Origin of the sequence: Allosphingosinicella sp. (genome assembly GCF_036570505.1) — a bacterium.
Taxonomy (GTDB): Bacteria; Pseudomonadota; Alphaproteobacteria; order Sphingomonadales; family Sphingomonadaceae; genus Allosphingosinicella.
The window spans coordinates 21,024-39,916 of record NZ_DATCYB010000056.1; the positions used below are offsets into that span (position 1 = coordinate 21,024).

Here is an 18,893-nt window from a genome sequence, read left to right on the forward strand (position 1 = left end):
CCTGAAGCTATTTCGCCGCCTCGACCAGATCCGCTACCGACGAGGTCAGCTTCGCCATCGCTTTAAGTCGAACTGGCAGCTCTTCCGCACTCTCGCGAGCCCGCTGAAGCTCTTCCTCCGCCTTCGCGGCGTCGGCGACCAATTGATTCCAGTTACTGTTAGCCTCAGCGAAACCCTCGATCAGCGTGTCGAGATAAGTGGCCAGCGCTTTTTCGTAATTGTCCTCGATCGCCTTAGCCTGGGTGGGCGTTTCGCTAGCTGCGAGATCGGCATGTTTCCTCAGCTTCGCCTGCTCAAAATTTCGACGAGCAATGTTACGAATTTCCTCCGACGCAGCCACCGATCATTCCTCCCATGTTGCTGCCGCAGCCTGCGGATCGGCAGAGCTGGCGCGCTCGACGATCTCCGCCAGCCGATCGATCGAAACGCTAACAGCGGCGGTCGAGACTTCGCGGCGTGCCTGAAAAGCTTCGTGCTCGACCTCTAGAGCAGCAAGAAGATCTATAGCGGCCGATAAAGCCGGATCGCCATTCGGTCCGCCGTCAGCGATCGCCGTCACTTGTGTGGCTGCCCTCAAGCGCGGATCTTCTTCCAACGCCATGATTAAGCTTCCCTCGTCCGGTGCGGGGAAATCCGACGCCTCCATGATCTCTCGCAGGGTCGGGCTGGCCTCAAGCAAACCAGCCGTGGTCAAATGCCGACGTGTCTCCGCCTCAATGTCGCCCGCGACCGAGTCCACCTGCTCGTGACGTTTACGTTCCTGCTCGAGGGCCAACCTCAGGTGGCGCGTTATTGCCTGGAGCCGCGCGCTACCCCTTACTAGTCGCCGCTGGTGGGCATTCTCCGCTAGTTGCCCTCCAATAAATTTCGCGCTGCTCGCAACGACCTCCGTGACGGGACCTATCCCGAGCGCCGTACCCAGTTGTGTCGCGCTCGCGGTGGCTTCATCAATCGCCGTCTCAAGCTCGCGTCCGGCGTCATACTCAGCCTCCGAGCCGAGAGCGCGATAAGCAGCAGTGAGTTTCTCGACGGCCCTCGCTCTTAGACGGATTATCGCCGCCAGCTCTGCAAGCTTTACGGCTACTGGCGCATTCGAGCGAGCGGTGGCCACAGCCAAGACGTCGCACGCCGGCTCCGGACCATCAGCAATCGTGATGGTCCATTGATCGCCATCTCGACAATTCCGCATTGAGGAGTAGGCGTAATTGAAATTCTGAGCTGCGATCTTGTTCGACACACGATCGCTCCGAACATCGATTTCCTGTGAGATAGCGCTCGTCGCGCCGATGCCAGCCTTGGCCAATTCGAGGGCGCCCTGACGGTCGGCGGCGCATGCGGTCGCTAGGAGTAGGACCCAAGGCGCACACAAACGAAACCTGGGACGACACGACATCGCTCCACATTGAGAACGAGTGAGCAGGTCGGTCATAATCCCCCCGTGGATACCCTTTTCGGTAACATAAGCGCGGGGGGAAGTAAAAACGTGCGCCGAACAGGGGCGGCCTTGAACCTTTGAGCGTCGCGAGGACACTCTGGCGCGCCCTGCATACTTAACCCGCAGAAAGACTGACGCAGGGGTGCGAGGAGTTCATGTTTCCTCGCGAAGTGACGGGCGAATACAGAATGCTCGTCCCTCCCCCTGGGCAGGACGAGATACCGGGCGGACAAAATGAGGGGCTGAGACAAGTGCCTCCTGGTTGTTAATCATTCATCTGGCCTATGTCCGCATGGGTCGACAGCGGACATATTCCCCTAACTGAACAACGACCCCTTACGGGAGGGCAGCCAGCAACCCTCAACGACTGGAAAGGGCGCATCGCGGGCATAATACTCATCGGAGGGAGATTGCGCGAAGCGGAACAATGACCGGGCCCAACCGGGTCATTATCTCGGCCGGAATCCGTAGACTTGATAATCACGGCCCGGGCTCTAGTCTGAGTTCTGCGCCGCGGCTGCGGCGCCGAGGCTTGAGAACCTCGCTTGAGAATGGACCCCAAGCCTATCGGCCGGGTGGCCGGCGCGCATGTCCAGGCCGCTCGCGGCTAAAGGCGTCGGCGCATGCCCTCAAGCATGTTCTCAACACCCGGCTAACGCCGACTTCGCCTCGCAAACGGAGAGGCGATGATGCAGTCGACCAGGCAACACGGTCTTTGCGGGGAACCATCCTCTCAAGCGTGGCCGCTTATCCTATGAAGATGGCGAACTCCTGTCAGGTCGCGCTGTCGGATTTCCTGGGCGAACAGGATCCGCTCCCGCCCGAGGATCGGCCACTGCCGCGAAAGCGAATTAGCCTTGATGCTCTGTATCGAGATCATGCGCCGCGTTTGCTCCGGTTCTTCATTCGTCGCGCGGGTCGAGACGATGCCACCGACTTGGTTCAGGAAACGTTCGCCAGGTTTGCAGGAATTGGTGAGCATGGTCGGAATGAAATAGACCGGCCAGAAGCCTATCTGGGAACGGTCGCGACGAACCTTCTTCGCGACCGCGCGCGGCTCGCCGCTCGCCGAGCCCGTGAGCGGCACGATATGCTCGATGAGAACCGCGTCTCGTCGCCCGATCCGCACCAGCTTCTCGAAGCCCGGGACACTCTGGCGCGTTTGGAGCAAGCTGTCGGAAAGTTGAGCTTGCGCCGACAACGGATATTCTTGCTCCATCGGCTCGAGCACCTGACCTATGCAGAGATTGCCAAAGAGGTCGGAATGAGCGTGAAGGGTGTGAAAAAGCAAATGGCTAAGGCGCTAGCGGAACTGCGACGCGAGATGGAACGCCGCTGATGGTGCCGACCGCGGAAAGCGGGCGCCAAAAACGAGTTCGCGACGAGGCCGCGGCTTGGCATGCGCTTATGATGGAGCCGACTTCGGAGGCCGAAGTCACGGCTTTCGAGCACTGGCTGCAGGCCGACTCGGCGCATGCTCAGGCCTATGAAGAAGTCGAATCGATCTCATCCTTGGGGGAGAGACTTCCCCGCAGACTGCTCGCGAAGTCGTCCGCCCGCACGCCGGCCCGCCTTCGGCCAGCATTCGGTCTCGCCCTCGTCGCGGTGTGCTTATTAGCCGCCGGACTATGGCTGACGAACCCCGGCATCCAACCCGCCTACGCTGCCGTGTCCAATCCTGGCCCTTCCGTGCGCGCAGTACGGCTAGGGGACGGCACCCGCGTGATTCTCGATGAGGGCACCGAACTCGCTGTCGCGTTCGGAGAGGACGCCCGGAATGTGCGAATTCTGGCCGGGCGCGCCCGCTTCGCCGTTGCGCCCAACGATGGCCGGCCGTTCTCCGTTGAAGCCCCAGCGGTCACACTCACCTCCATCGAAAGCATGTTCGACGTTGAAATGACAGGTGACGGGGCGCGCATCTATGTAGCCAAAGGTGACATTGCTGTAGCGGAGTTAAGCGGACGATCGCTCTCCGAGCTAATCCCCTTGAAGGCTGGAGAGGCGGTGAACGTGCGCGATGGACGGCTGGAGCGCACGACGATCGAACCCCGGGAGGCACGATGGCCCGCAAGCCGACTGGGTTTCGAGGAGACGCCCCTCGCCACGATAATAGCGCTCGCAAATCGCGGCGGTGGTCCTGACATCACGCTCCGGGACGAAGCGATCGGCACGCTAAGAGTTACCGGCGTGCTTGATATTCGGGACACCCCGTCCCTCGCGCGAAAACTGGCGGCAGCCCATAACCTCCATGCTGAGGAGAGCGGCGGCCCAATCATGCTGACCCGCTAAGCCCGAAAGAATGAATTATTCGACGGAGGGGGCCACGCGCCTCTCGCCGCCGTCAATCGCCCCGAACGCAGCCGGATCCACCGCTGCGGCAAACGGGGAGCGAATTGATGATAAGAGGGGGAGCAGCAACAGCGATTGCGATCGCGTTGTCGTCGACACCGGCCATTGCGCAGCCGGTGCAGCAATACGAAATTTCGGAGCAAGGTCTCGACGCCGCGCTCAAGACATTTGCGGCGGTCTCCGGCCGCGAGGTCATCGCACCGAGCGAGATTCTTATCGGGAAGCGAAGCCGGCCCGTTTACGGGACGCTTTCGGCCGAGGCGGCGTTAGCGCGGCTTTTGGTCGGAACTGGCTTGCGTGCGGAGACGGTCGATGGCGCCTTCGTCATTCGCCGCGAAACCGGCGGCGACATGACGACCAGCAGTTCGGCCGAGACCGACGCGATCATCGTCACGGGATCTCGCATTCGCAACGTTCCTGTGGCGTCCCCGGTTATCACTCTCGATCAGGAATCGATTCGGGATTCGGGACAATCGACCGTGGCTGACGCGGTTCGAACGATCCCGCAGAATTTCGGCGGCGGACAAAATCCTGGCATTGGCTTCAATGTGCCTGAAGCCAGCGGCGCCGACGTTGGCGGCGGCTCGTCAGTCAATCTTCGCGGGCTCGGCAGCGACGCCACCCTCACCCTGCTCAATGGCCATCGGCTCTCTTATAGCGCCGCAAAGCAGAGCATCGATATTTCAGCGATTCCGCTGGGCGCCGTCGATCGCATAGAGGTGGTTCCCGACGGGGCTTCCGCGCTGTTCGGCTCGGACGCGGTCGCGGGCGTCGTCAACGTCATCCTGCGACGCGAATTCGATGGGCTCGAGGCTTTAGCGCGGCTCGGCGCGTCGACAGACGGCGGAAACTTCCAGCAGCAATATGCTCTGACGGGAGGGCGGGACTGGGACTCGGGCGGGTTTCTCGCTGCCTACGAGTATCGCAGCAACAGCGCGATCGAGTCCCGGCAGCGCAGCTACGCGGAAGACCGAAGTCCGGGACTGACGCTCTATCCCGCCATCCGCAGCCATAGCGCTGTCCTTACCGGGCACCAGGCACTGACGAGCGATCTGTCGTTCGCCTTCGACAGCCTGTTCAACAAACGCTGGAGCGATTCGACATTCCCGCTCAATCCCGCCGGCGACCTCTCGGTCAGTCGCGGCACGCAATTCAGCATCGCGCAGTCCTTTGGTCTGGCGCCCTCACTTACGCTGGCGCTCCCAGGCGACTGGGACGTCTCCCTGATCGGGACCTACGGCCGAGACAAGGTCGAGTTCGGAGCCGAGACGTTCTTCGGAACCGAGGGCACCGATGCCGGCAGCGGCTTCTACCGAAACATTGGCCAATCAGCCGAGCTGGCGGGCAGCGGCAGGCTCATTGAGCTGCCGGCAGGGTTCGCCAAGCTCGCCATAGGCGCCGGCTTCCGCCGTAACGCCTTCGAGAGGTTCGCCAGCGCCGGCGGCCAACTCATCAATCAAGCGCAGCAAAGCTATTACGCTTTTGGCGAGGTGAACGTGCCGCTCGTTTCGCCCGAGCAGGATGTTTCGCTAGTCCATCGGCTTAATGTCAGTGCGGCCGCGCGCTTCGAACATTATCCCAGCGTGGGCGACGTGGTGACACCCAAGCTGGGGCTCGTCTATGAGCCCACTCCCGATTTCGATCTCAAAGCCAGCTGGGGCCGTTCGTTCCGGGCTCCCACGCTATACCAACAGTTCCAGCCGCAGTCGGCCTATCTCGTCAGCGCTTCTACTCTCGGAGCTAGTGGTTCACCGCCGGGATCAACGGCGCTTCTGCTGCTCGGGGGCAATGTTGATTTAAGCCCCGAACGGTCGTCCAACTGGTCGGTGACGGTTGCAGCTCACCCGCGCGCGTTGCCTGGCGCGGAGCTGGAGATCAGCTATTTCTCGGTCGACTACAGCGACCGAATAGTCACGCCGATCACCTTTGCCGCCCTCGCGCTCAGCGACCCCGCCTACGGCGATTTGATCGTTCGCAATCCAAGCGAAGAGGCGCAGGCCGACCTGATCGCCAATGCCGCGACTTTCGCCAACCTGTCGGGCGCCTCCTACGATCCCGCGCAGGTCGTCGCCATCGTCAACAACAGCAGCGTCAATGCGGGGAGCCAGCGGATCCACGGAATCGACGCTCTCGGCCGCTATGGGTTCGAGACCGATTGGGGGACGATCAGTGCATCGCTCAACGCCAGCTATCTCGACAGCGAACAGCAGCTAACTCCGCAGCTACCCACCACCCAGCTCGCGGGAGTCCTCTTCAATCCGCCGCATTTCCGTGCGCGCGCCACCGCAGGCTGGACGAAAGGTCCGTTCACGCTGACCTTCGATGCGAACTACATCGGTCCCGTCGAGGACCTTCGCGGTGCTTCGGCAGTGCGGATCCCTGGGATGACGCCGATCGACCTCACGGCGCGCTACCGCTCCGAGGAAGGAGCGGGATTTCTTGATGGAATCGACATCGTCTTGTCGATCCAGAACATCTTCAATGACAAGCCATCGCCGATAGCGACCACCCTGTTCCTCGACACCCCCTATGACTCGACCAATTATTCGCCTGTCGGTCGCTTCATCAGCCTGTCGGTGTCGAAGCAATGGTAGGGGCGAGCATCCTTCTCGCCAGCCTAGTCGCTGGCGGAGCGGCCGGAACGTCGGCAAGCTGCGAGAATATTCTTCCGGCTGCGCACATACCCGGCGTGGTCAGGCGCGAGATTACCGCTCGTGACCTGATTGAGCTGCGTGACATCGGGCACCCGGACGCGAACATAGACGAAGCCACCCCGCTGGCGCTGTCTCCGGACGGACGTTCATTGGCGTTCGTGATCAGCCGCGCGCGTACAGATGAAAACGACTATTGCCGCGCCCTCGTGGTCGTCGATCTCGATAGGCGCCGTCCGCCTCGTATAGTGGACCGAGGCGGCGAGCTTCCCATCATCGAGGGAGTCTATCGCGGGATGTTCGTGCCGACCGGATATCCTGCGGTCGTAACGCCGGCCTGGTCGCCCGACGGGCGATGGATCGCCTACCTGAAGCAGGAGAGGAGCATAACTCAGCTCTGGCGTGCCCGCGCAGATGGGAGCGGCGCCGAGCCGGTCACGCATTCACCCGTCGATGTCGAGAGCTGGACCTGGAGTGGAGACCGTCTCATCTTCAAGAGCCGACCGTCCCAGGTTGCCGCCAATCGGGCCATCGATCGCGAAGGTCGCTCGGGCTGGCTCTATGACGACCGGATCACACCCGACGTCACATGGCGACCGCAGCTCAAAGTGGCGGATATTCCGCTCGAAACGTTCGTGGTCGATCCAGAAACGGGAGAAGTGCGCGCGGCCACGTCCGCGGAGGCTGAGCGGCTTCCGTCGGAGCCGATGGCCGGCTATCCCGGCAATCCCGTCGCCATTTCAGACGACGGACGCAAGGCATGGACCCAGCGTGCCGGCGCGTCGCCGGTCAGCACGAACCAGATTTGGGTGGAAGACCGCACTGGAGACAAAATCGCTTGTCCGGCAGCTGCCTGTGAGGAAGGCATTCGCAGCCTATGGTGGGAGAAGAATGGCAGCGCATTACTCTTCATGCGCAGCGAAGGCTGGAACCGGGAGAACACCGCCCTTTACCGCTGGCGACCCGGATCAAGCACGGCGGAGCTGATCCTGCGCACCAACGACGCGCTGACCGGCTGCTTGCACGGTGACGGTCAGCTGATCTGCATCCGCGAGGATGCGACGACTCCGCGCCGAATTGTTGCGATCGACGTGGGCAGCGGCCAATCGTCGATGATCTTCAATCCCAATCCTGAGTTCGCGGCCATCAAGCTCGGGAAGGTCGAGCGTCTGCGATGGACCAACGACCGGGGGCTGCCGGCCTGGGGCGATCTTGCCTTGCCGCCCGATTATGACGGCCGAACCCGCCTTCCGCTGGTGATCGTCCAGTATCGCAGTCGCGGCTTCCTGCGCGGCGGTATCGGCGACGACTATCCTATCCACCTGCTGGCGGCGCACGGCTTCGCAGTGCTGAGCTTCCAGTCGCCGCCGCATGTATCCTACGCCTACCCGAACCTCGAGACTTTCGACGATCTCAATGCGGTGGGGCGAAAGGATTGGGCGCAGCGAAGAAGCCTCTTGTCGGCAATCCTTGCGGGCATTGATCTTACGATTTCCCGGGGCTTTGCAGATCCCGCCAGGATCGGCATCTCGGGGCTGAGTGACGGCGCCTCGACCGTGGCGTTCGCCCTGATCAATACCGACAGGTTCGCCGCGGCGGCGATCAGCACCTGCTGCACCGACCCGCACACCGTCATGACCTATGGCGGTATTGCCTGGGCCGAGTGGAACCGGAGGGTGATGGGCTACCCGCCCGCGAGCAGCGACAACTCGGATTTTTGGCGGCCGCGGTCGTTGGCGGTCAACGCCGAGCGGATCGATACGCCGTTGCTCATGCAGCTCGCCGACAGCGAGGCCATGCTTGCTCTGGAGACGTTCACGGCTCTGCGCGAGCACGGCCAGCCGGTAGAAATGTACGTCTTCCCCGGCGAGCTACACAACAAGTGGCAACCTGCGCACCGCCTGGCGGTCTACACTCGCAACATCGACTGGTTCGATTTCTGGCTAAGGGGTTACGTTGACCCTGATCCGTCCAAATCGGAGCAGTATGAACGCTGGAGAGCCTTGCGCGCCTTGGTCGACGAGGAACCGGCAACGGGTACGGCCGGACCCTGATCAGCCCGCCTGGCTCCTTGCCCACACCTCGGCGTCGAGCAGCTGCATGATGCGAGCGAAATCGTGCCCACGCGCGGGAGACGGATCGTCGATGACTTTGATGAGAGTGTCGACGTCGATCAGACCGTTTCCCGCCAGTTGGCCGTCTGTCAGAAGGCTTCTGATTAGTGGCCGGTGCTGCTCATAGATCTCGATGACAAAACTATCGGGTGTGCCCTTGGTGCGGCGCCAGATAACCTCCGCAGGCAAATCGCTGTCGAATGCCAGCCGGGCCGCGGCACGATTGCGGCCGCGCGCGAACCAATACCAAGTTGGAATTCGAAGGCAGGTTTCGACGAGAGGCTGCGAAACCAGTGCCGGAATTGATGGGATTGTGGCCTGCGGGTCAGCGTCCTCGGCAAGACCCTGCGCCGCCGCAATAAGGGCGATGTGCGCAGCTTTGCCGGGCAGAGCATCGTCCGGCGCATCCAGCCATGGGTGAGCAACGGCGCCATGTGCCAATGCCGTCCCGGCCGACGACAGGAAGCGGAGATCGGGTTTCCATCGATAGCGCGGGCCGCGCCGCGCTCGTCGCCATGCCCGGCCTGCGACGGTCCAGATGCTGGTTTCCGCCAGCGAACCGATCTCCGCGCTCATCTGCCAGAATTTAGCATCTCCCCTGTCGGAAAGCAGACAGTCGGCCACCGGCGCTACCGACTGGAGAGAGCAGAACAGATTATCGCCCCCGCCGCCATCGACGATGACCTGAGCGGCGAGCTCGCCGCACGTCTCTTCCGCAAGCCTCCGTGACTCCTGCTCGAAGGAGCGGCCGACCGGACGCGGCAAGTGGGCGGCGGCCGATCGCGTCAGATCGATCCTGGATACCTCACGCATTCGCTCGACGAGGGCCGCGCCAACGCTTTCGGCGGCGAGCCGCGCGTAGCTTCGCTCATCGCCACTCGGATTGGCGGTGACGAGAGTGAGGCAGTCGAATGCGCAGCCGGCATGCGCCAGGCACGCCGCTACAATCGAGGAATCCACGCCGCCGGACAGAAGCAGCAACATGCCGTCGGACGTAGGCCTGCGGGTTCGGACGCTATAGCGAGCAGTATCTCGTAGCCGCCGGATGGCCTCCTCCAGCTCCGCGAACTGGCGGTCCGGGGAAGCTTGCTCCCACGGCGACCACAGGTTCCCGGTCCGAACTCGACCAGCGCCGCACTCCAGGCGTTCTCCGCCGCGCAGCTCCTGAATGCCGTCCAGGCACGTCTCATTTCGCCTGAGGTCACCTGCCGCCAAATGGCGTGCAAGCGCTTCCCACTTCACCTTGCGTCCAAATCCTCCGGCTTCGATCAGCAGGGCGACGTCGGATGCGATCAAGGTCGCACCGTCAGAGGTCCAATGGAAGCATGGCAGCTCGCCGAAAGGAGCACGCACGACATCCACAGTGGAAGCGACCGGATCGGCCAGGAAGGCGACATAGCCACCCCAATAGGCGTTGATGAGATTAGCGCCCCTCGTGGTTCCAATCTCCAGCCGAGCACCCTCCCGCAGCTCCTGCAGTGGACCCGGCCGTCCCGGCGTAAAGAACGTCCCCAGAATCAGGCCCGCCTCGCCAAGAAGGATACATCGTGCACCCGATTGAACGAGGACCAGCAGCCCGGGCCGGTCAATCGCCACGACCAGCGAGCCATCGCGTGGAGCACGTTCCGCCAGCGTTGCCTGGCGTGCGGCGCTGCCTCCGATCAGAGCGAGATAGCGGTCTGCCATTAGACGACCAGGATCGGCGTGAAATCGCGCACAACCTCAGTGCGGTCGTTCACCAGCCAGGGCCCGTGCTGCACCCAGCAATGAGCCTTGAACGGCTGCAGCTTGACGCCGATGACGAGATCGGGTCGACCTCCCAGCGCGATCAGGCGGCGCGCAGCCGCAATCGAGCGGACTAGGCAACGGTCATGGGCCGTCGCGACGAGCCGCAAACGGTCAAAGGCGAACGCGACTGCGGAAAGCTGCTCGGTGCCTAGGTCCCGCCCCCGCCCCTTGCGGCGGGCCGTCTCCTGCAGGAGGCGATCGAACCCCAGCAGCCGGAGCCGCGCGGGAGCGCTGGCAAGGCTGAAAGCCGCAGCCAGAACGTGCGGCAAGGCCGGGGGTCTTTGCTCGGTGTCCAACAGACTTTGCCGAACGGGCGAAGTGAACTGGCAAGCTAGAGGCACAGCCTCTTCCGCGGCGTCTTTGAGAATCCGGCCGGCGACAAGCTGCGCGAGGACAGCGTGCTCGCGCTGCGACAGACTCTCCCCATCGACCAGCTGGGCGAAGCAGCGCTCCGATTCCGCGGAGAGGCAGAAGTAACGATCGCGCGGCACATCGAGAAAGATGAAGCGTCCGGCGACGCGGCAGAAACTGATTCCAGATGCAAGGGAGTAGTGCATCGTCTCGTGGGGAAACGGCGCGCGGCCTCCTCGGCCGCGCGCCAGCCCGTCAACCGTCACCGAGGCCGGGCATCGGAGCAGTGAGACGCTCGTCGATAAACGGCCCTACCGGGCCCCGGGTCTCGACACTGGCGGTCCCGAGTTCGATTGTTTCGGTATCTATGTCATGATCGCGTTCCATATGACGTCTCCTGATGTGCCGCTTCGTTGCGGCAAAGGAGAGTCTAGGAAGGAGCTTGGCTTATCCGAACTTTATACTGAGACTATTTCGCGATTGTTTGAGTTCGACTTTGCGGGCCGAGGAACGGCGCGCGGCTCGCGAACCGCGCGCCGTCGGGTTCAGTCGTCGCTGAGACCCGCCCAGTAGTTGCCGAGCTTTTCATCGGCGATCGGCCCGTGCGGGCCTTTCGTTTCGAGGCTCGCCGTACCGAGGTCGATCAGCTCACGCTGCGGTTCGTTGTCGCGTTCCATGAGACACTCCTTGTCGGTCGCTGCAGGTATCGCAGCAATCCCACGTTACGCGGCGAGCCAGCTTATTCGAATTTTATAGCGATCCTATTTTCAGATTGTTTGCGTTGCGCGATGCTCCTCAGGGCCTGACCTCATCGCGGTAAAGGCTACGCACGATCTCGGCCGCGGCTCGCCGCCGACGTCGGTGATAGGCAGTGATGAGCTTTCGAAGCTTTGCGGCTGCACCCTCACCGGCGGCCTCGCACAGGTCAGCCAATTCCTCTTCAATGCCGGCAAGGACCCTGCTCTCGGCAAGGCGGGCGGCATGCAGCCGATCGTTGGCGGAGCGGACGGCGCGATGATGTTCGATATTGCTCGATCTCTCGGCGATGCGGGCGAAAAGCTCCGCCGACGCCGCGGCGGCATCTCCCCCCGCTGCCGCCAACAGGTCATCAAGTTTCGAGCGGCACCCGGCTGGCTCGTCGGCCGCGCGCCGTGACCGGAGCGCCAGCGACAGGATTTCCGCGTTCCAGGCATAGAGATCCTGCAGCCCTGGCTCATCGATGTGGGGAAGGTGGAAGCCTTCGCTGGTTCGGGTCTCGACCAGCCCTGCACCGGTGAGATTGTGGAGTGCGTCACGCACGGGCGTGACGCTGCTGTTCAACACTTCGGCGAGCGCTGAAGGGTCGAGCCGATCGCCTGGCCGGAACTCCCGGTCGAGGATGCGCTGTCTCAATCCCTCATAGACCCGTTCCGAAGTGAGCCCGGCATTCATTGGAGCCGCTCCTGCTCCGCGACGAACTCGTCGATAAGAGCAGTCTGATCCGGCCGCAGCGCATCGATCGCGCCGAGCGGACCTCGACGCTCCTCGTCGTTGAGCAGGATCGACGGGCAGCGCCCCTCATAGTTGCCGAGGTTGGGGCGGTGCTGCCGGTAGCCGACGAGAGCAGCCAACTCCGGCGCGAACCGCCGGGCGATCGGCGGCGGATAGGCGAGCCACTGGTTTTCGTAGGGCTTGAGCCAGCCGAGGCAGTAGCTGACGATCATGCCCCGGCGGATCGTGGCGGCCTCGTTGCCGCCAGCGCCGTGCAGCGTGGATCCGAGAAACAGGAGCGCAGCGCCGGGTCGCATCTCGGCCACAACCGGATCGCCGGACGGCTCGGGCTCGAGCGCTCGTTCGCCATGGCTGTTCGGCCATATCAAAGTCGCGCCATTGTCGGCCGTGTAGTCGGTGAACGGCCACATCACATTGACGAGATATTCGGTGCGGCCGATCTCCCCCCGCCACATGTCCTGATCCCGATGCGGCAGCTGCGGCAGCGCGCCGGGATGAATCGCGACGGCTTGCGTCAAGTTGAGCTGGATGGTGTCGCACCAGGGCGACAGTATCCGCTCGGTGACGCCGAGAATCGTCTGTTGCTGGACGAACCGCGCCGCCAGCGGCGAGCGCGCGAGCAGCCGCCCGAACCGCTTGGTCCGGCGGCCATAGAAGCCGCCCTCGCAAAAGGGCGTCTCGTCGAACGCTTGGGCGAGGTCGGCGTCGAGCGCGGCGACGACCTCCGGCGGCATGGCATCGGGAATGATGCACCAGCCCTGCGTACCGAGCAGCGAAGTGTAGTGGTCGATCGCGTCCGAGAAAGGGGCGGCGAGAGGCGTCTGAATCGGCTCATGCAGCACGGCGGCGCTCCTCGATGACGGCCACGGGCGGCTGGTAGATGCCGGCCCGTGCGAGCAGCGATGGCGTGTCGCGCGCGATGTCGATGGCGAGAGCGCCGAGCAGCGTCCCGTCAATCGGCCGAGGAAGGCCGAGCGGCCGGCAGACCCAGCCGAAGCTCAGGATCTGCTGCAGCCAGCCCATTTCGGCAACGCCGGTATAAAGGTGGATGCCAGCGCCAAGCGCATGGTCGACCAAGGCGCTCACCAGCTGATTGCGGACGATGAGCCGCTCGGGCGCTCGAAGGCGGCGGTCCAGGCAAAAGCGCGTGATTTCGGCGATGCCGGTACCGCTCGGCACCTCCTCTTCGCACAGCTCCGGGTAGAGCGCGCCGAGAATGTGTGGGCGCCTCGTGTCGAGCAGACGTGCCGAGCCGAGATGACTTCCCTGCCGGTCGGTCAGGACCAGATAACGGGCATGGACGTCATCGAACTGGTCGACCTCGAAGCGACCGGCGAGCACCGGCACGTCCCAGCCGAGCAGATCGACGAACACGCGCTTGCGCGCCTCGAACATCGCGGCGAGCACCGCATCCTCGGCGAGACGCCCGCCGCCTTCGAATATGTGCAACATGGTCAAACCTCCGCATTGATTGCGGCGCGGAGGATCGCGCCTGACGGCTCGCGGCGATATGCCCAGAAATGGGCATATCAGCGGCGGAAGATGTCAGTGAAGCTGATCGTTCCGTCAAACAGGGTCCGAATCAGCAACGATGTCCTTTTCTCGACTCCATAGCGTTCGCGCGCCTGCTTGATATGGCGCACGACCGTCTGAGGACTGATCCCAATGATGCGGCTGATCTCCCAGTCGGTCTTGCCGCGCGCGACCCAGATCAGGCAATCGCGCTGACGGTCCGTGACGACGGGATGCGGAGGCGGGCCAAGTGTCCTGGAGCGCCACATCCGCCGCGCGCCCTCGAACGCGAACGCGCCGGCGAGCTGCGCCAGCGGCAGAATATGCGTTGGGAGCGGACGGCCCGTCGGACATGCGAAGGAGCAGGAGCCGCGTGCCTCGCCGGGCACATGCGCCGGAACGGTGAAGCCCTCGCCCAGCCCCTCCTCGCGCGCAAGCGCAAGGATCATGCGATCGCTGGGCGTCATGGCGATGAGCTGGGGCAGTTCCCTCCAGGTGAAGCCGACGCTCGTCACATGGCTCGCCCGATGGACGGGATCGGACACGGCGAGCCGGTTTCCGTCGAAATAGTCGACCCAGTTTTCAGGGTAGTTGTGCAGCCGCATCGAGGCGTGCGGCACACGCTCGACGTCGACATGATGGGTCAGCGCGAAATAGTCGAAACCCAGCTTGGTCGTGATCTCCGAGATGGCCTCCCGCAAATCGTCGGAAGTCTCGGCCTCCTCGATCGCACGGCCAAACCCCTCGGCCATCGCCAACATGCCCATCGGGCGCCATCCCGATCACAGGCAGCGCCTCAAGTCGCCGGAACCCCCACGATCGACCTTTCGTCCGCTCTGCGCCACGCCGGGTCCTCAAGCCGTCGTAGCGCCGGTGAAACGAATTACCCATATTACAGCACTGAATTCAAAACCATAGGGTTGAAGACCGGCTTATCTTGCGCTGCCGGCATACGCAGTTGATGCCGCGCACCGGCATCCCCGACTGGCGCGCCGAGCGGGCGTACGACGAACTTCGTGGCATCGATCGCCACGGGCTGATGTGGGAATGGCTGCGGCGCGACGAGGCCTATGTGGCCTGGCAGGTCCGCGCCAGCACCGCAACGCGCGGCGCAGGGCTCGCTGCTCCCGCCGACCCGCACCAGTGGGGGCTCCACTTTCGCCGAAGATCCGGGGCGGCCGGCCCCGGAGGCTCGGATCATCTGGCATGCCAATCTCGATCCCGGAGCCATCGCCGCTAGCGCGGCCCCGGCCGGCGCTTCGGACCCCGGTGCGATCGATGCCGCACACCTGTCTCGCTGGCTTTCTGCCGCCGTGGACGAAGCGGGCGTCGAGCATGTCGTCCTCTCGGATGGCTGGCAGCATATCCGGCTCGATATCGAGAATGGCAGCCTGCTGGCCGGCGAGCCGGTCATCCTCCACTACCGGCTGGCAGGACTTGGCGACGCCGAGCCCAAGCTGCTGCCGCTCCGCCGGTTGATCGCGCTCGTCCGTCATCGCCGCTTCCTGCGGACCCTGATCGTCCCCGACGTCCAGATGAGGCGGCATCTGCTGGCACTACGCGTCCATGACGCGCTCAGCGCCGGGGCCAGCCAGCGCGAGATCGCCGATGTGCTGTTCGGCAGCCCGACTGGCTCCAGCGATCGTGCGGATTCGCTGCGCTCGCGCGTCCGGCGTCTGGCGCGCGAGTCGCGACGGCTGGCTACGGGCGGTTGGCGCACGCTTATGCGCCGAAGCCGATGAGCGTCAGGCGGGGTCGTCGTCGATCTGGAACACCTCGCCGTTGCCGGCGTCGCGATAAAAGTCCACGCGCGCTCCGTTCCAGTGATAGTCGAGATGGCGCCCCTGGACCGGGCCAGCGGCGCGGTCGGGATAGAAGAGCGCGACGCATTCGCCGCCTTGGTGTCGGCAGCTCGGATAGGCGATGCCGTCGCTGCCGGCGGCACGAAGAGCCCCGCCCAGAGCCTGGCCGGCGGCGTGGCTATCGGGATCGAGCGCCTCGTCGAAGGCCCCGGCGCCGTTTCTGAGGTCATGGGCGACAAGTTCGATATCGAGCACGATCTCGCGAAACTGGGAGGTCCAGCCCTCCGGCTCGGCGGTGCGCGCCATGAAGCGCGCGTGGTGGTGGACGGTCTCGGCGAGCGCGGTCTCGAAGAGGTTTCCGGCATAGAGCACGCCATAGTCGCCCTTGGTGAAGCGGCTCGGCCGGTCGGTGCTGACATGAGTGAACGGCGCCATCAGATAGCTGGCGCCCGGCCCGCCGACCCGGCGGTCGGGCGGAACGAGATCGATATTGCCCAAAGTCTCCATCAGCCGCGGGTTCGTCTTCTGCTCGGCCGAGACGAGGAGCGGCCAGTCGGCGGGGTCGGCGATGTCCTCGAACAGGTCTATCGGCGGATGGACGCTGCGGATGATCCGGCGGGCGCCCTGCCAGGTTACCGGGTTGGTGGGAACGGTAGCAGGATCGATCACCAGCCGCCGCGTACCGAGTCGAGATAGCGCCGGACACGCATCAGATCGGTGAGTTCGCCGCCCAGCATCACATCCAGCGCCGAACGGCCGCCAAAGGCGTCATTGGGCGCGCCAATCCATCTATAGCCGCGCGCCGGCTCGCTGAAGATGATGCGAAGCGCCTTGTGGATACCCATGAGGTTCGACAGCCGCGCCTTTCCATCGCGGCCGATCCGCCCCACGTCGCCCGCCTTCCAGCGGCCATAGGTGCGAAGGCCCAGGTCGAGCAGCTTTGCTGCTTGCTCGTCGGTCACACCCCAATGGCCGAACAGGCGCACCACGGCACGGAACATCGCCGCGGCTTCCTCGTCGGAAATGGGATCCGGAACGAAGGGTGCGGCTTCGGTGTCAACACGAGTCAGGACTGCCATATGAGGTCTCCTGTCATATGGCATTATATGGCAAAGTTGCTGCCAAATGACAATAGCAGGTGCATGACTCCTCTTGATTCTCTGGCTACTACGAATGCCAAAGCATCAAATGGACGGCACGAATGACTGACCAGCGCATGACATTACCACCCGAATCGATGCGAGCCGACCGCAACGTCGCTCGCCTCGGGGTCGCAGCGAGCCTTGCCGCTTTGTTCTCGGCCGCCGCCTGCTGCGTCCTGCCGCTTGCGCTGGGTGCAATCGGAATCGGCGCCGGCGGACTTGCCGTCCTGGTGCCCCTTCACTGGCCGCTGACCCTCGCCGCGGGCGCGGCCGTCTCCATAGGCTGGTTACTGGACGTTCGCCGCAGGCGAGCCTGTTCGTCAGGCGGGTGCGCTTCCGATGCCCAGGATCGCGCGGCAGTCATCATGCTGTCGCTCGCGACCCTCGTCGTCGCCGTATCCGCTTTGTGGGGATATATCGAACAGCCGCTCATGCGTGCGCTGGGCGGCGCGTGATGCAGCTCGTCTCGACCCTGACCTGTCCAAGCTGCGGCAAGGCCTCGACCGAAACCATGCCCACCGATGCGTGCCAATACTTCTACGACTGTCCGCATTGCGCGATCGTGCTGCGGCCCAAGAAGGGCGACTGCTGCGTCTTCTGCTCCTATGGCGATGTCCCCTGTCCGCCGATCCAGGAGGCTCGTGCCAGCGGAGAAACGCCAAGCTGCTGCACGCCGTAACAGAGGCTCTGACCCACTACGCCTTCCCGACCTGCGGATCCTGACGCCCGCCATTTGACCCCGCTCTGCTGCCGGGAACTTGGGACGCTTCGCGCCCGCACCATCCTTTCGCCTCGGTACACGAGCGGCTGTTCGGCGCCTCGCGCGTTCGCGCGACCGCGCTCTATGGCTCGGCTGCGCCCTCGCCACCGAGCCCCGTCCCGTGTCTCGGCCTGGCGGTAACGATCGGCTGGCGCGCGAGAGGGCTGGCGCCCTCCCGCTAAGCGGTCGCCGCGCTTGCGCGCGGCGGCGCTGTTTGAGGGCCTCTCCCGTCGGCGCGGGAGTGGGCGGCGCTCCCTGCTAGGCCCGCCCGCGTCGCCGGCAAGCCGGGCATAGGCCCGGCTCCTTCGCTTCGCTTCGGCCCTTCGGGTGCCGCCGCCACTCCCGGCGGGCCTTTCAGGTCGCTCGGGTGCCGCCCACCCCCACTTCTCCGGGGAGGCCATGCCGGTTTTTGGGCGGGGCAGGAGGAAAGCCATGCGCCAGACCCACCAGTGTCCGGACCCCGGCGACGCAGCCGCGAAAGCCAAGGCACGTCCCCGCCGGCGCGCGCGGCGGGGCGGCAAGGGCGGCGAAGGCGGCAATGCCCAGCGCGCCAATCTCTATGAAGAGGTCACCGCCCGCATCATCGGCGAACTCGAGGCGGGGCGCTTCCCCTGGGTTCAGCCTTGGGGCGCCGTGCCCGGCGCTACCGAAGGCGGCGTCGCGCCGGGCCTTCCCCGCAATGCGCTGACCGCCCGACCTTATTCCGGCATCAACATCCTCATCCTCTGGGGCGCCGTCATTCAGCACGGCTATTCGTCGCAAAGCTGGCTGACCTTCCGGCAGGCGCAGGGCGCGGGCGGCAGCGTCCGCAAAGGCGAGCGCGGCACCACCGTCGTTTATGCCGACCGCTTCGTTCCCGAAGCGGAGAAGGAGCGGGCCGCCAAGACCGGCGAGGACGCCAAGGCGGTGCCGTTCCTCAAACGCTTCACCGTCTTCAACGTCGCGCAGTGCGAAGGACTGCGCCCCGGCCTCGCATCCGACCCGGCGCCGCTCCCCGAGCGCGAGATCGTGCCGGTCGCCGAGCAGGTAATCGCCGCCTCCGGCGTCGACTTCCGCATCGGCGGCAACCGCGCTTTCTACGTGCCGAGCCACGACTTCGTGCAGGTCCCGCCGCAGCCCGCGTTTTTCGAGCAGATCAACTATTACCGCACCTGCCTTCACGAGCTGACCCACGCCACCGGCCACCCCTCGCGGCTTGGCCGCAAGCTCGTCACCCGCTTCGGCAGCAAGGACTATGCGCGCGAGGAGCTGGTCGCCGAGATGGGGTCGGCGTTCCTCTGCGCGGCGCTCGGCATCCGACCGACCGTCCGCCACGCCGATTATCTCGCCTCATGGCTCGACGTTCTGCGCCAGGATAATCGCGCCATCTTCCGCGCCGCAGGGCAAGCGAGCAAAGCCGCCGACTGGCTGCTCGCGCGCCACGCCGCCGCCGCAGACCGAGCGTTGGGGGCCGCGCCGGATGGAGTGGCGAGCGCTCCGCACGGCCCGGGCGCGAACC

Annotated in this window: 21 protein-coding genes; 9 read left to right on the forward strand and 12 right to left on the reverse strand. The window is 64.4% G+C overall.

Translation table 11 applies throughout. The annotated features are described in order from the left end of the window. Positions 1-7 precede the first annotated feature (7 nt). Both VIR62_RS05980 and VIR62_RS05985 read right to left on the reverse strand, forming a co-directional pair. Positions 8-340 carry a hypothetical protein gene (locus VIR62_RS05980; protein WP_431869533.1) on the reverse strand — a complete coding sequence of 111 codons (333 nt, stop codon included), beginning with the start codon at positions 338-340 and terminating at the stop codon, positions 8-10. Positions 341-343: 3 nt separating this feature from the next. After that, positions 344-1,303 carry a hypothetical protein gene (locus tag VIR62_RS05985; protein WP_431869535.1) on the reverse strand — a complete coding sequence of 320 codons (960 nt, stop codon included), beginning with the start codon at positions 1,301-1,303 and terminating at the stop codon, positions 344-346. A gap of 892 nt (positions 1,304-2,195) precedes the next feature. Here VIR62_RS05985 and VIR62_RS05990 point away from each other — a divergent pair. The 4 genes from VIR62_RS05990 (at position 2,196) to VIR62_RS06005 (ending at position 8,489) form a co-directional block, all read left to right on the forward strand. Then, on the forward strand, positions 2,196-2,774 hold the full coding sequence (locus VIR62_RS05990; protein WP_431869568.1) for an RNA polymerase sigma factor: 579 nt from the start codon (positions 2,196-2,198) through the stop codon (positions 2,772-2,774). Further along, complete coding sequence (locus VIR62_RS05995) at positions 2,774-3,724, forward strand: FecR family protein (protein ID WP_431869537.1); 951 nt, start codon at positions 2,774-2,776, stop codon at positions 3,722-3,724. The genes VIR62_RS05990 and VIR62_RS05995 overlap by 1 nt, the downstream gene beginning before the upstream one ends. A gap of 176 nt (positions 3,725-3,900) precedes the next feature. Then, positions 3,901-6,378, forward strand: coding sequence for a TonB-dependent receptor domain-containing protein (locus tag VIR62_RS06000; protein ID WP_431869539.1), 2,478 nt, complete (start codon positions 3,901-3,903; stop codon positions 6,376-6,378). After that, positions 6,372-8,489, forward strand: coding sequence for an Atxe2 family lasso peptide isopeptidase (locus VIR62_RS06005; RefSeq protein ID WP_431869541.1), 2,118 nt, complete (start codon positions 6,372-6,374; stop codon positions 8,487-8,489). Before VIR62_RS06000 ends, VIR62_RS06005 begins: the two co-directional genes overlap by 7 nt. Here the strand turns inward: VIR62_RS06005 and VIR62_RS06010 are convergent, their stop codons facing one another. The 8 genes from VIR62_RS06010 to VIR62_RS06045 all read right to left on the reverse strand — a co-directional run bounded on the left by VIR62_RS06010 (position 8,490) and on the right by VIR62_RS06045 (position 14,452). Beyond that, positions 8,490-10,235 carry an asparagine synthase-related protein gene (locus tag VIR62_RS06010; protein ID WP_431869543.1) on the reverse strand — a complete coding sequence of 582 codons (1,746 nt, stop codon included), beginning with the start codon at positions 10,233-10,235 and terminating at the stop codon, positions 8,490-8,492. Next, the gene (locus VIR62_RS06015) at positions 10,235-10,954 is read right to left on the reverse strand and encodes a lasso peptide biosynthesis B2 protein (RefSeq protein ID WP_431869545.1); all 720 of its coding nucleotides are present in this window, start codon (positions 10,952-10,954) and stop codon (positions 10,235-10,237) included. Before VIR62_RS06015 ends, VIR62_RS06010 begins: the two co-directional genes overlap by 1 nt. Next, complete coding sequence (locus VIR62_RS06020; protein ID WP_431869547.1) at positions 10,944-11,075, reverse strand: benenodin family lasso peptide; 132 nt, start codon at positions 11,073-11,075, stop codon at positions 10,944-10,946. Before VIR62_RS06020 ends, VIR62_RS06015 begins: the two co-directional genes overlap by 11 nt. 158 nt (positions 11,076-11,233) lie before the next feature. Further along, the gene (locus VIR62_RS06025; RefSeq protein WP_431869548.1) at positions 11,234-11,365 is read right to left on the reverse strand and encodes a benenodin family lasso peptide; all 132 of its coding nucleotides are present in this window, start codon (positions 11,363-11,365) and stop codon (positions 11,234-11,236) included. 118 nt (positions 11,366-11,483) lie between these two features. Beyond that, the gene (locus tag VIR62_RS06030) at positions 11,484-12,119 is read right to left on the reverse strand and encodes a GntR family transcriptional regulator (RefSeq protein ID WP_431869550.1); all 636 of its coding nucleotides are present in this window, start codon (positions 12,117-12,119) and stop codon (positions 11,484-11,486) included. After that, positions 12,116-13,021 carry a phytanoyl-CoA dioxygenase family protein gene (locus VIR62_RS06035; RefSeq protein WP_431869552.1) on the reverse strand — a complete coding sequence of 302 codons (906 nt, stop codon included), beginning with the start codon at positions 13,019-13,021 and terminating at the stop codon, positions 12,116-12,118. Before VIR62_RS06035 ends, VIR62_RS06030 begins: the two co-directional genes overlap by 4 nt. Beyond that, positions 13,011-13,631: an acyl-homoserine-lactone synthase gene (locus tag VIR62_RS06040; protein WP_431869554.1), complete on the reverse strand. Its 621-nt coding sequence runs from the start codon at positions 13,629-13,631 to the stop codon at positions 13,011-13,013. Before VIR62_RS06040 ends, VIR62_RS06035 begins: the two co-directional genes overlap by 11 nt. A gap of 77 nt (positions 13,632-13,708) precedes the next feature. Next, positions 13,709-14,452 carry a helix-turn-helix transcriptional regulator gene (locus VIR62_RS06045; protein ID WP_431869556.1) on the reverse strand — a complete coding sequence of 248 codons (744 nt, stop codon included), beginning with the start codon at positions 14,450-14,452 and terminating at the stop codon, positions 13,709-13,711. A gap of 200 nt (positions 14,453-14,652) precedes the next feature. On the opposite strand from VIR62_RS06045, the gene VIR62_RS06050 reads away from it, so the two are divergent. Together VIR62_RS06050 and VIR62_RS06055 are read left to right on the forward strand one after the other, a co-directional pair. Next, complete coding sequence (locus tag VIR62_RS06050; RefSeq protein WP_431869570.1) at positions 14,653-14,931, forward strand: transcriptional regulator domain-containing protein; 279 nt, start codon at positions 14,653-14,655, stop codon at positions 14,929-14,931. Positions 14,932-15,004: 73 nt separating this feature from the next. Next, positions 15,005-15,433, forward strand: coding sequence for a DNA -binding domain-containing protein (locus tag VIR62_RS06055; protein ID WP_431869558.1), 429 nt, complete (start codon positions 15,005-15,007; stop codon positions 15,431-15,433). 3 nt (positions 15,434-15,436) lie between these two features. Here the strand turns inward: VIR62_RS06055 and VIR62_RS06060 are convergent, their stop codons facing one another. Further along, positions 15,437-16,162, reverse strand: coding sequence for an RES family NAD+ phosphorylase (locus tag VIR62_RS06060; protein WP_431869560.1), 726 nt, complete (start codon positions 16,160-16,162; stop codon positions 15,437-15,439). Continuing rightward, complete coding sequence (locus VIR62_RS06065; RefSeq protein ID WP_431869561.1) at positions 16,159-16,572, reverse strand: MbcA/ParS/Xre antitoxin family protein; 414 nt, start codon at positions 16,570-16,572, stop codon at positions 16,159-16,161. Before VIR62_RS06065 ends, VIR62_RS06060 begins: the two co-directional genes overlap by 4 nt. 122 nt (positions 16,573-16,694) lie before the next feature. Between VIR62_RS06065 and VIR62_RS06070 the strand changes: the two genes are divergently transcribed. The 3 genes from VIR62_RS06070 to VIR62_RS06080 form a co-directional block, all read left to right on the forward strand. Next, positions 16,695-17,090: a hypothetical protein gene (locus VIR62_RS06070; protein ID WP_431869563.1), complete on the forward strand. Its 396-nt coding sequence runs from the start codon at positions 16,695-16,697 to the stop codon at positions 17,088-17,090. Continuing rightward, the gene (locus VIR62_RS06075; RefSeq protein ID WP_431869571.1) at positions 17,090-17,314 is read left to right on the forward strand and encodes a GDCCVxC domain-containing (seleno)protein; all 225 of its coding nucleotides are present in this window, start codon (positions 17,090-17,092) and stop codon (positions 17,312-17,314) included. The genes VIR62_RS06070 and VIR62_RS06075 overlap by 1 nt, the downstream gene beginning before the upstream one ends. Positions 17,315-17,827: 513 nt before the next feature. Continuing rightward, on the forward strand, positions 17,828-18,893 hold a 1,066-nt coding region (locus VIR62_RS06080; RefSeq protein WP_431869565.1), incomplete at its 3' end, for an ArdC family protein.

Bases quoted from the DNA above. Each gene is read 5' to 3' on its own strand.
- VIR62_RS06005 (WP_431869541.1), top strand. From the start codon at position 6,372: ATGGTAGGGGCGAGCATCCTTCTCGCCAGCCTAGTCGCTGGCGGAGCG.
- VIR62_RS06050 (WP_431869570.1), top strand. From the start codon at position 14,653: ATGCCGCGCACCGGCATCCCCGACTGGCGCGCCGAGCGGGCGTACGAC.
- VIR62_RS06040 (WP_431869554.1), bottom strand. From the start codon at position 13,631: ATGTTGCACATATTCGAAGGCGGCGGGCGTCTCGCCGAGGATGCGGTG.
- VIR62_RS06020 (WP_431869547.1), bottom strand. From the start codon at position 11,075: ATGGAACGCGATCATGACATAGATACCGAAACAATCGAACTCGGGACC.
- VIR62_RS06045 (WP_431869556.1), bottom strand. From the start codon at position 14,452: ATGTTGGCGATGGCCGAGGGGTTTGGCCGTGCGATCGAGGAGGCCGAG.
- VIR62_RS06065 (WP_431869561.1), bottom strand. From the start codon at position 16,572: ATGGCAGTCCTGACTCGTGTTGACACCGAAGCCGCACCCTTCGTTCCG.
- VIR62_RS06070 (WP_431869563.1), top strand. From the start codon at position 16,695: ATGACTGACCAGCGCATGACATTACCACCCGAATCGATGCGAGCCGAC.
- VIR62_RS05995 (WP_431869537.1), top strand. From the start codon at position 2,774: ATGGTGCCGACCGCGGAAAGCGGGCGCCAAAAACGAGTTCGCGACGAG.
- VIR62_RS06075 (WP_431869571.1), top strand. From the start codon at position 17,090: ATGCAGCTCGTCTCGACCCTGACCTGTCCAAGCTGCGGCAAGGCCTCG.
- VIR62_RS06010 (WP_431869543.1), bottom strand. From the start codon at position 10,235: ATGGCAGACCGCTATCTCGCTCTGATCGGAGGCAGCGCCGCACGCCAG.
- VIR62_RS05990 (WP_431869568.1), top strand. From the start codon at position 2,196: ATGGCGAACTCCTGTCAGGTCGCGCTGTCGGATTTCCTGGGCGAACAG.
- VIR62_RS06030 (WP_431869550.1), bottom strand. From the start codon at position 12,119: ATGAATGCCGGGCTCACTTCGGAACGGGTCTATGAGGGATTGAGACAG.
- VIR62_RS06025 (WP_431869548.1), bottom strand. From the start codon at position 11,365: ATGGAACGCGACAACGAACCGCAGCGTGAGCTGATCGACCTCGGTACG.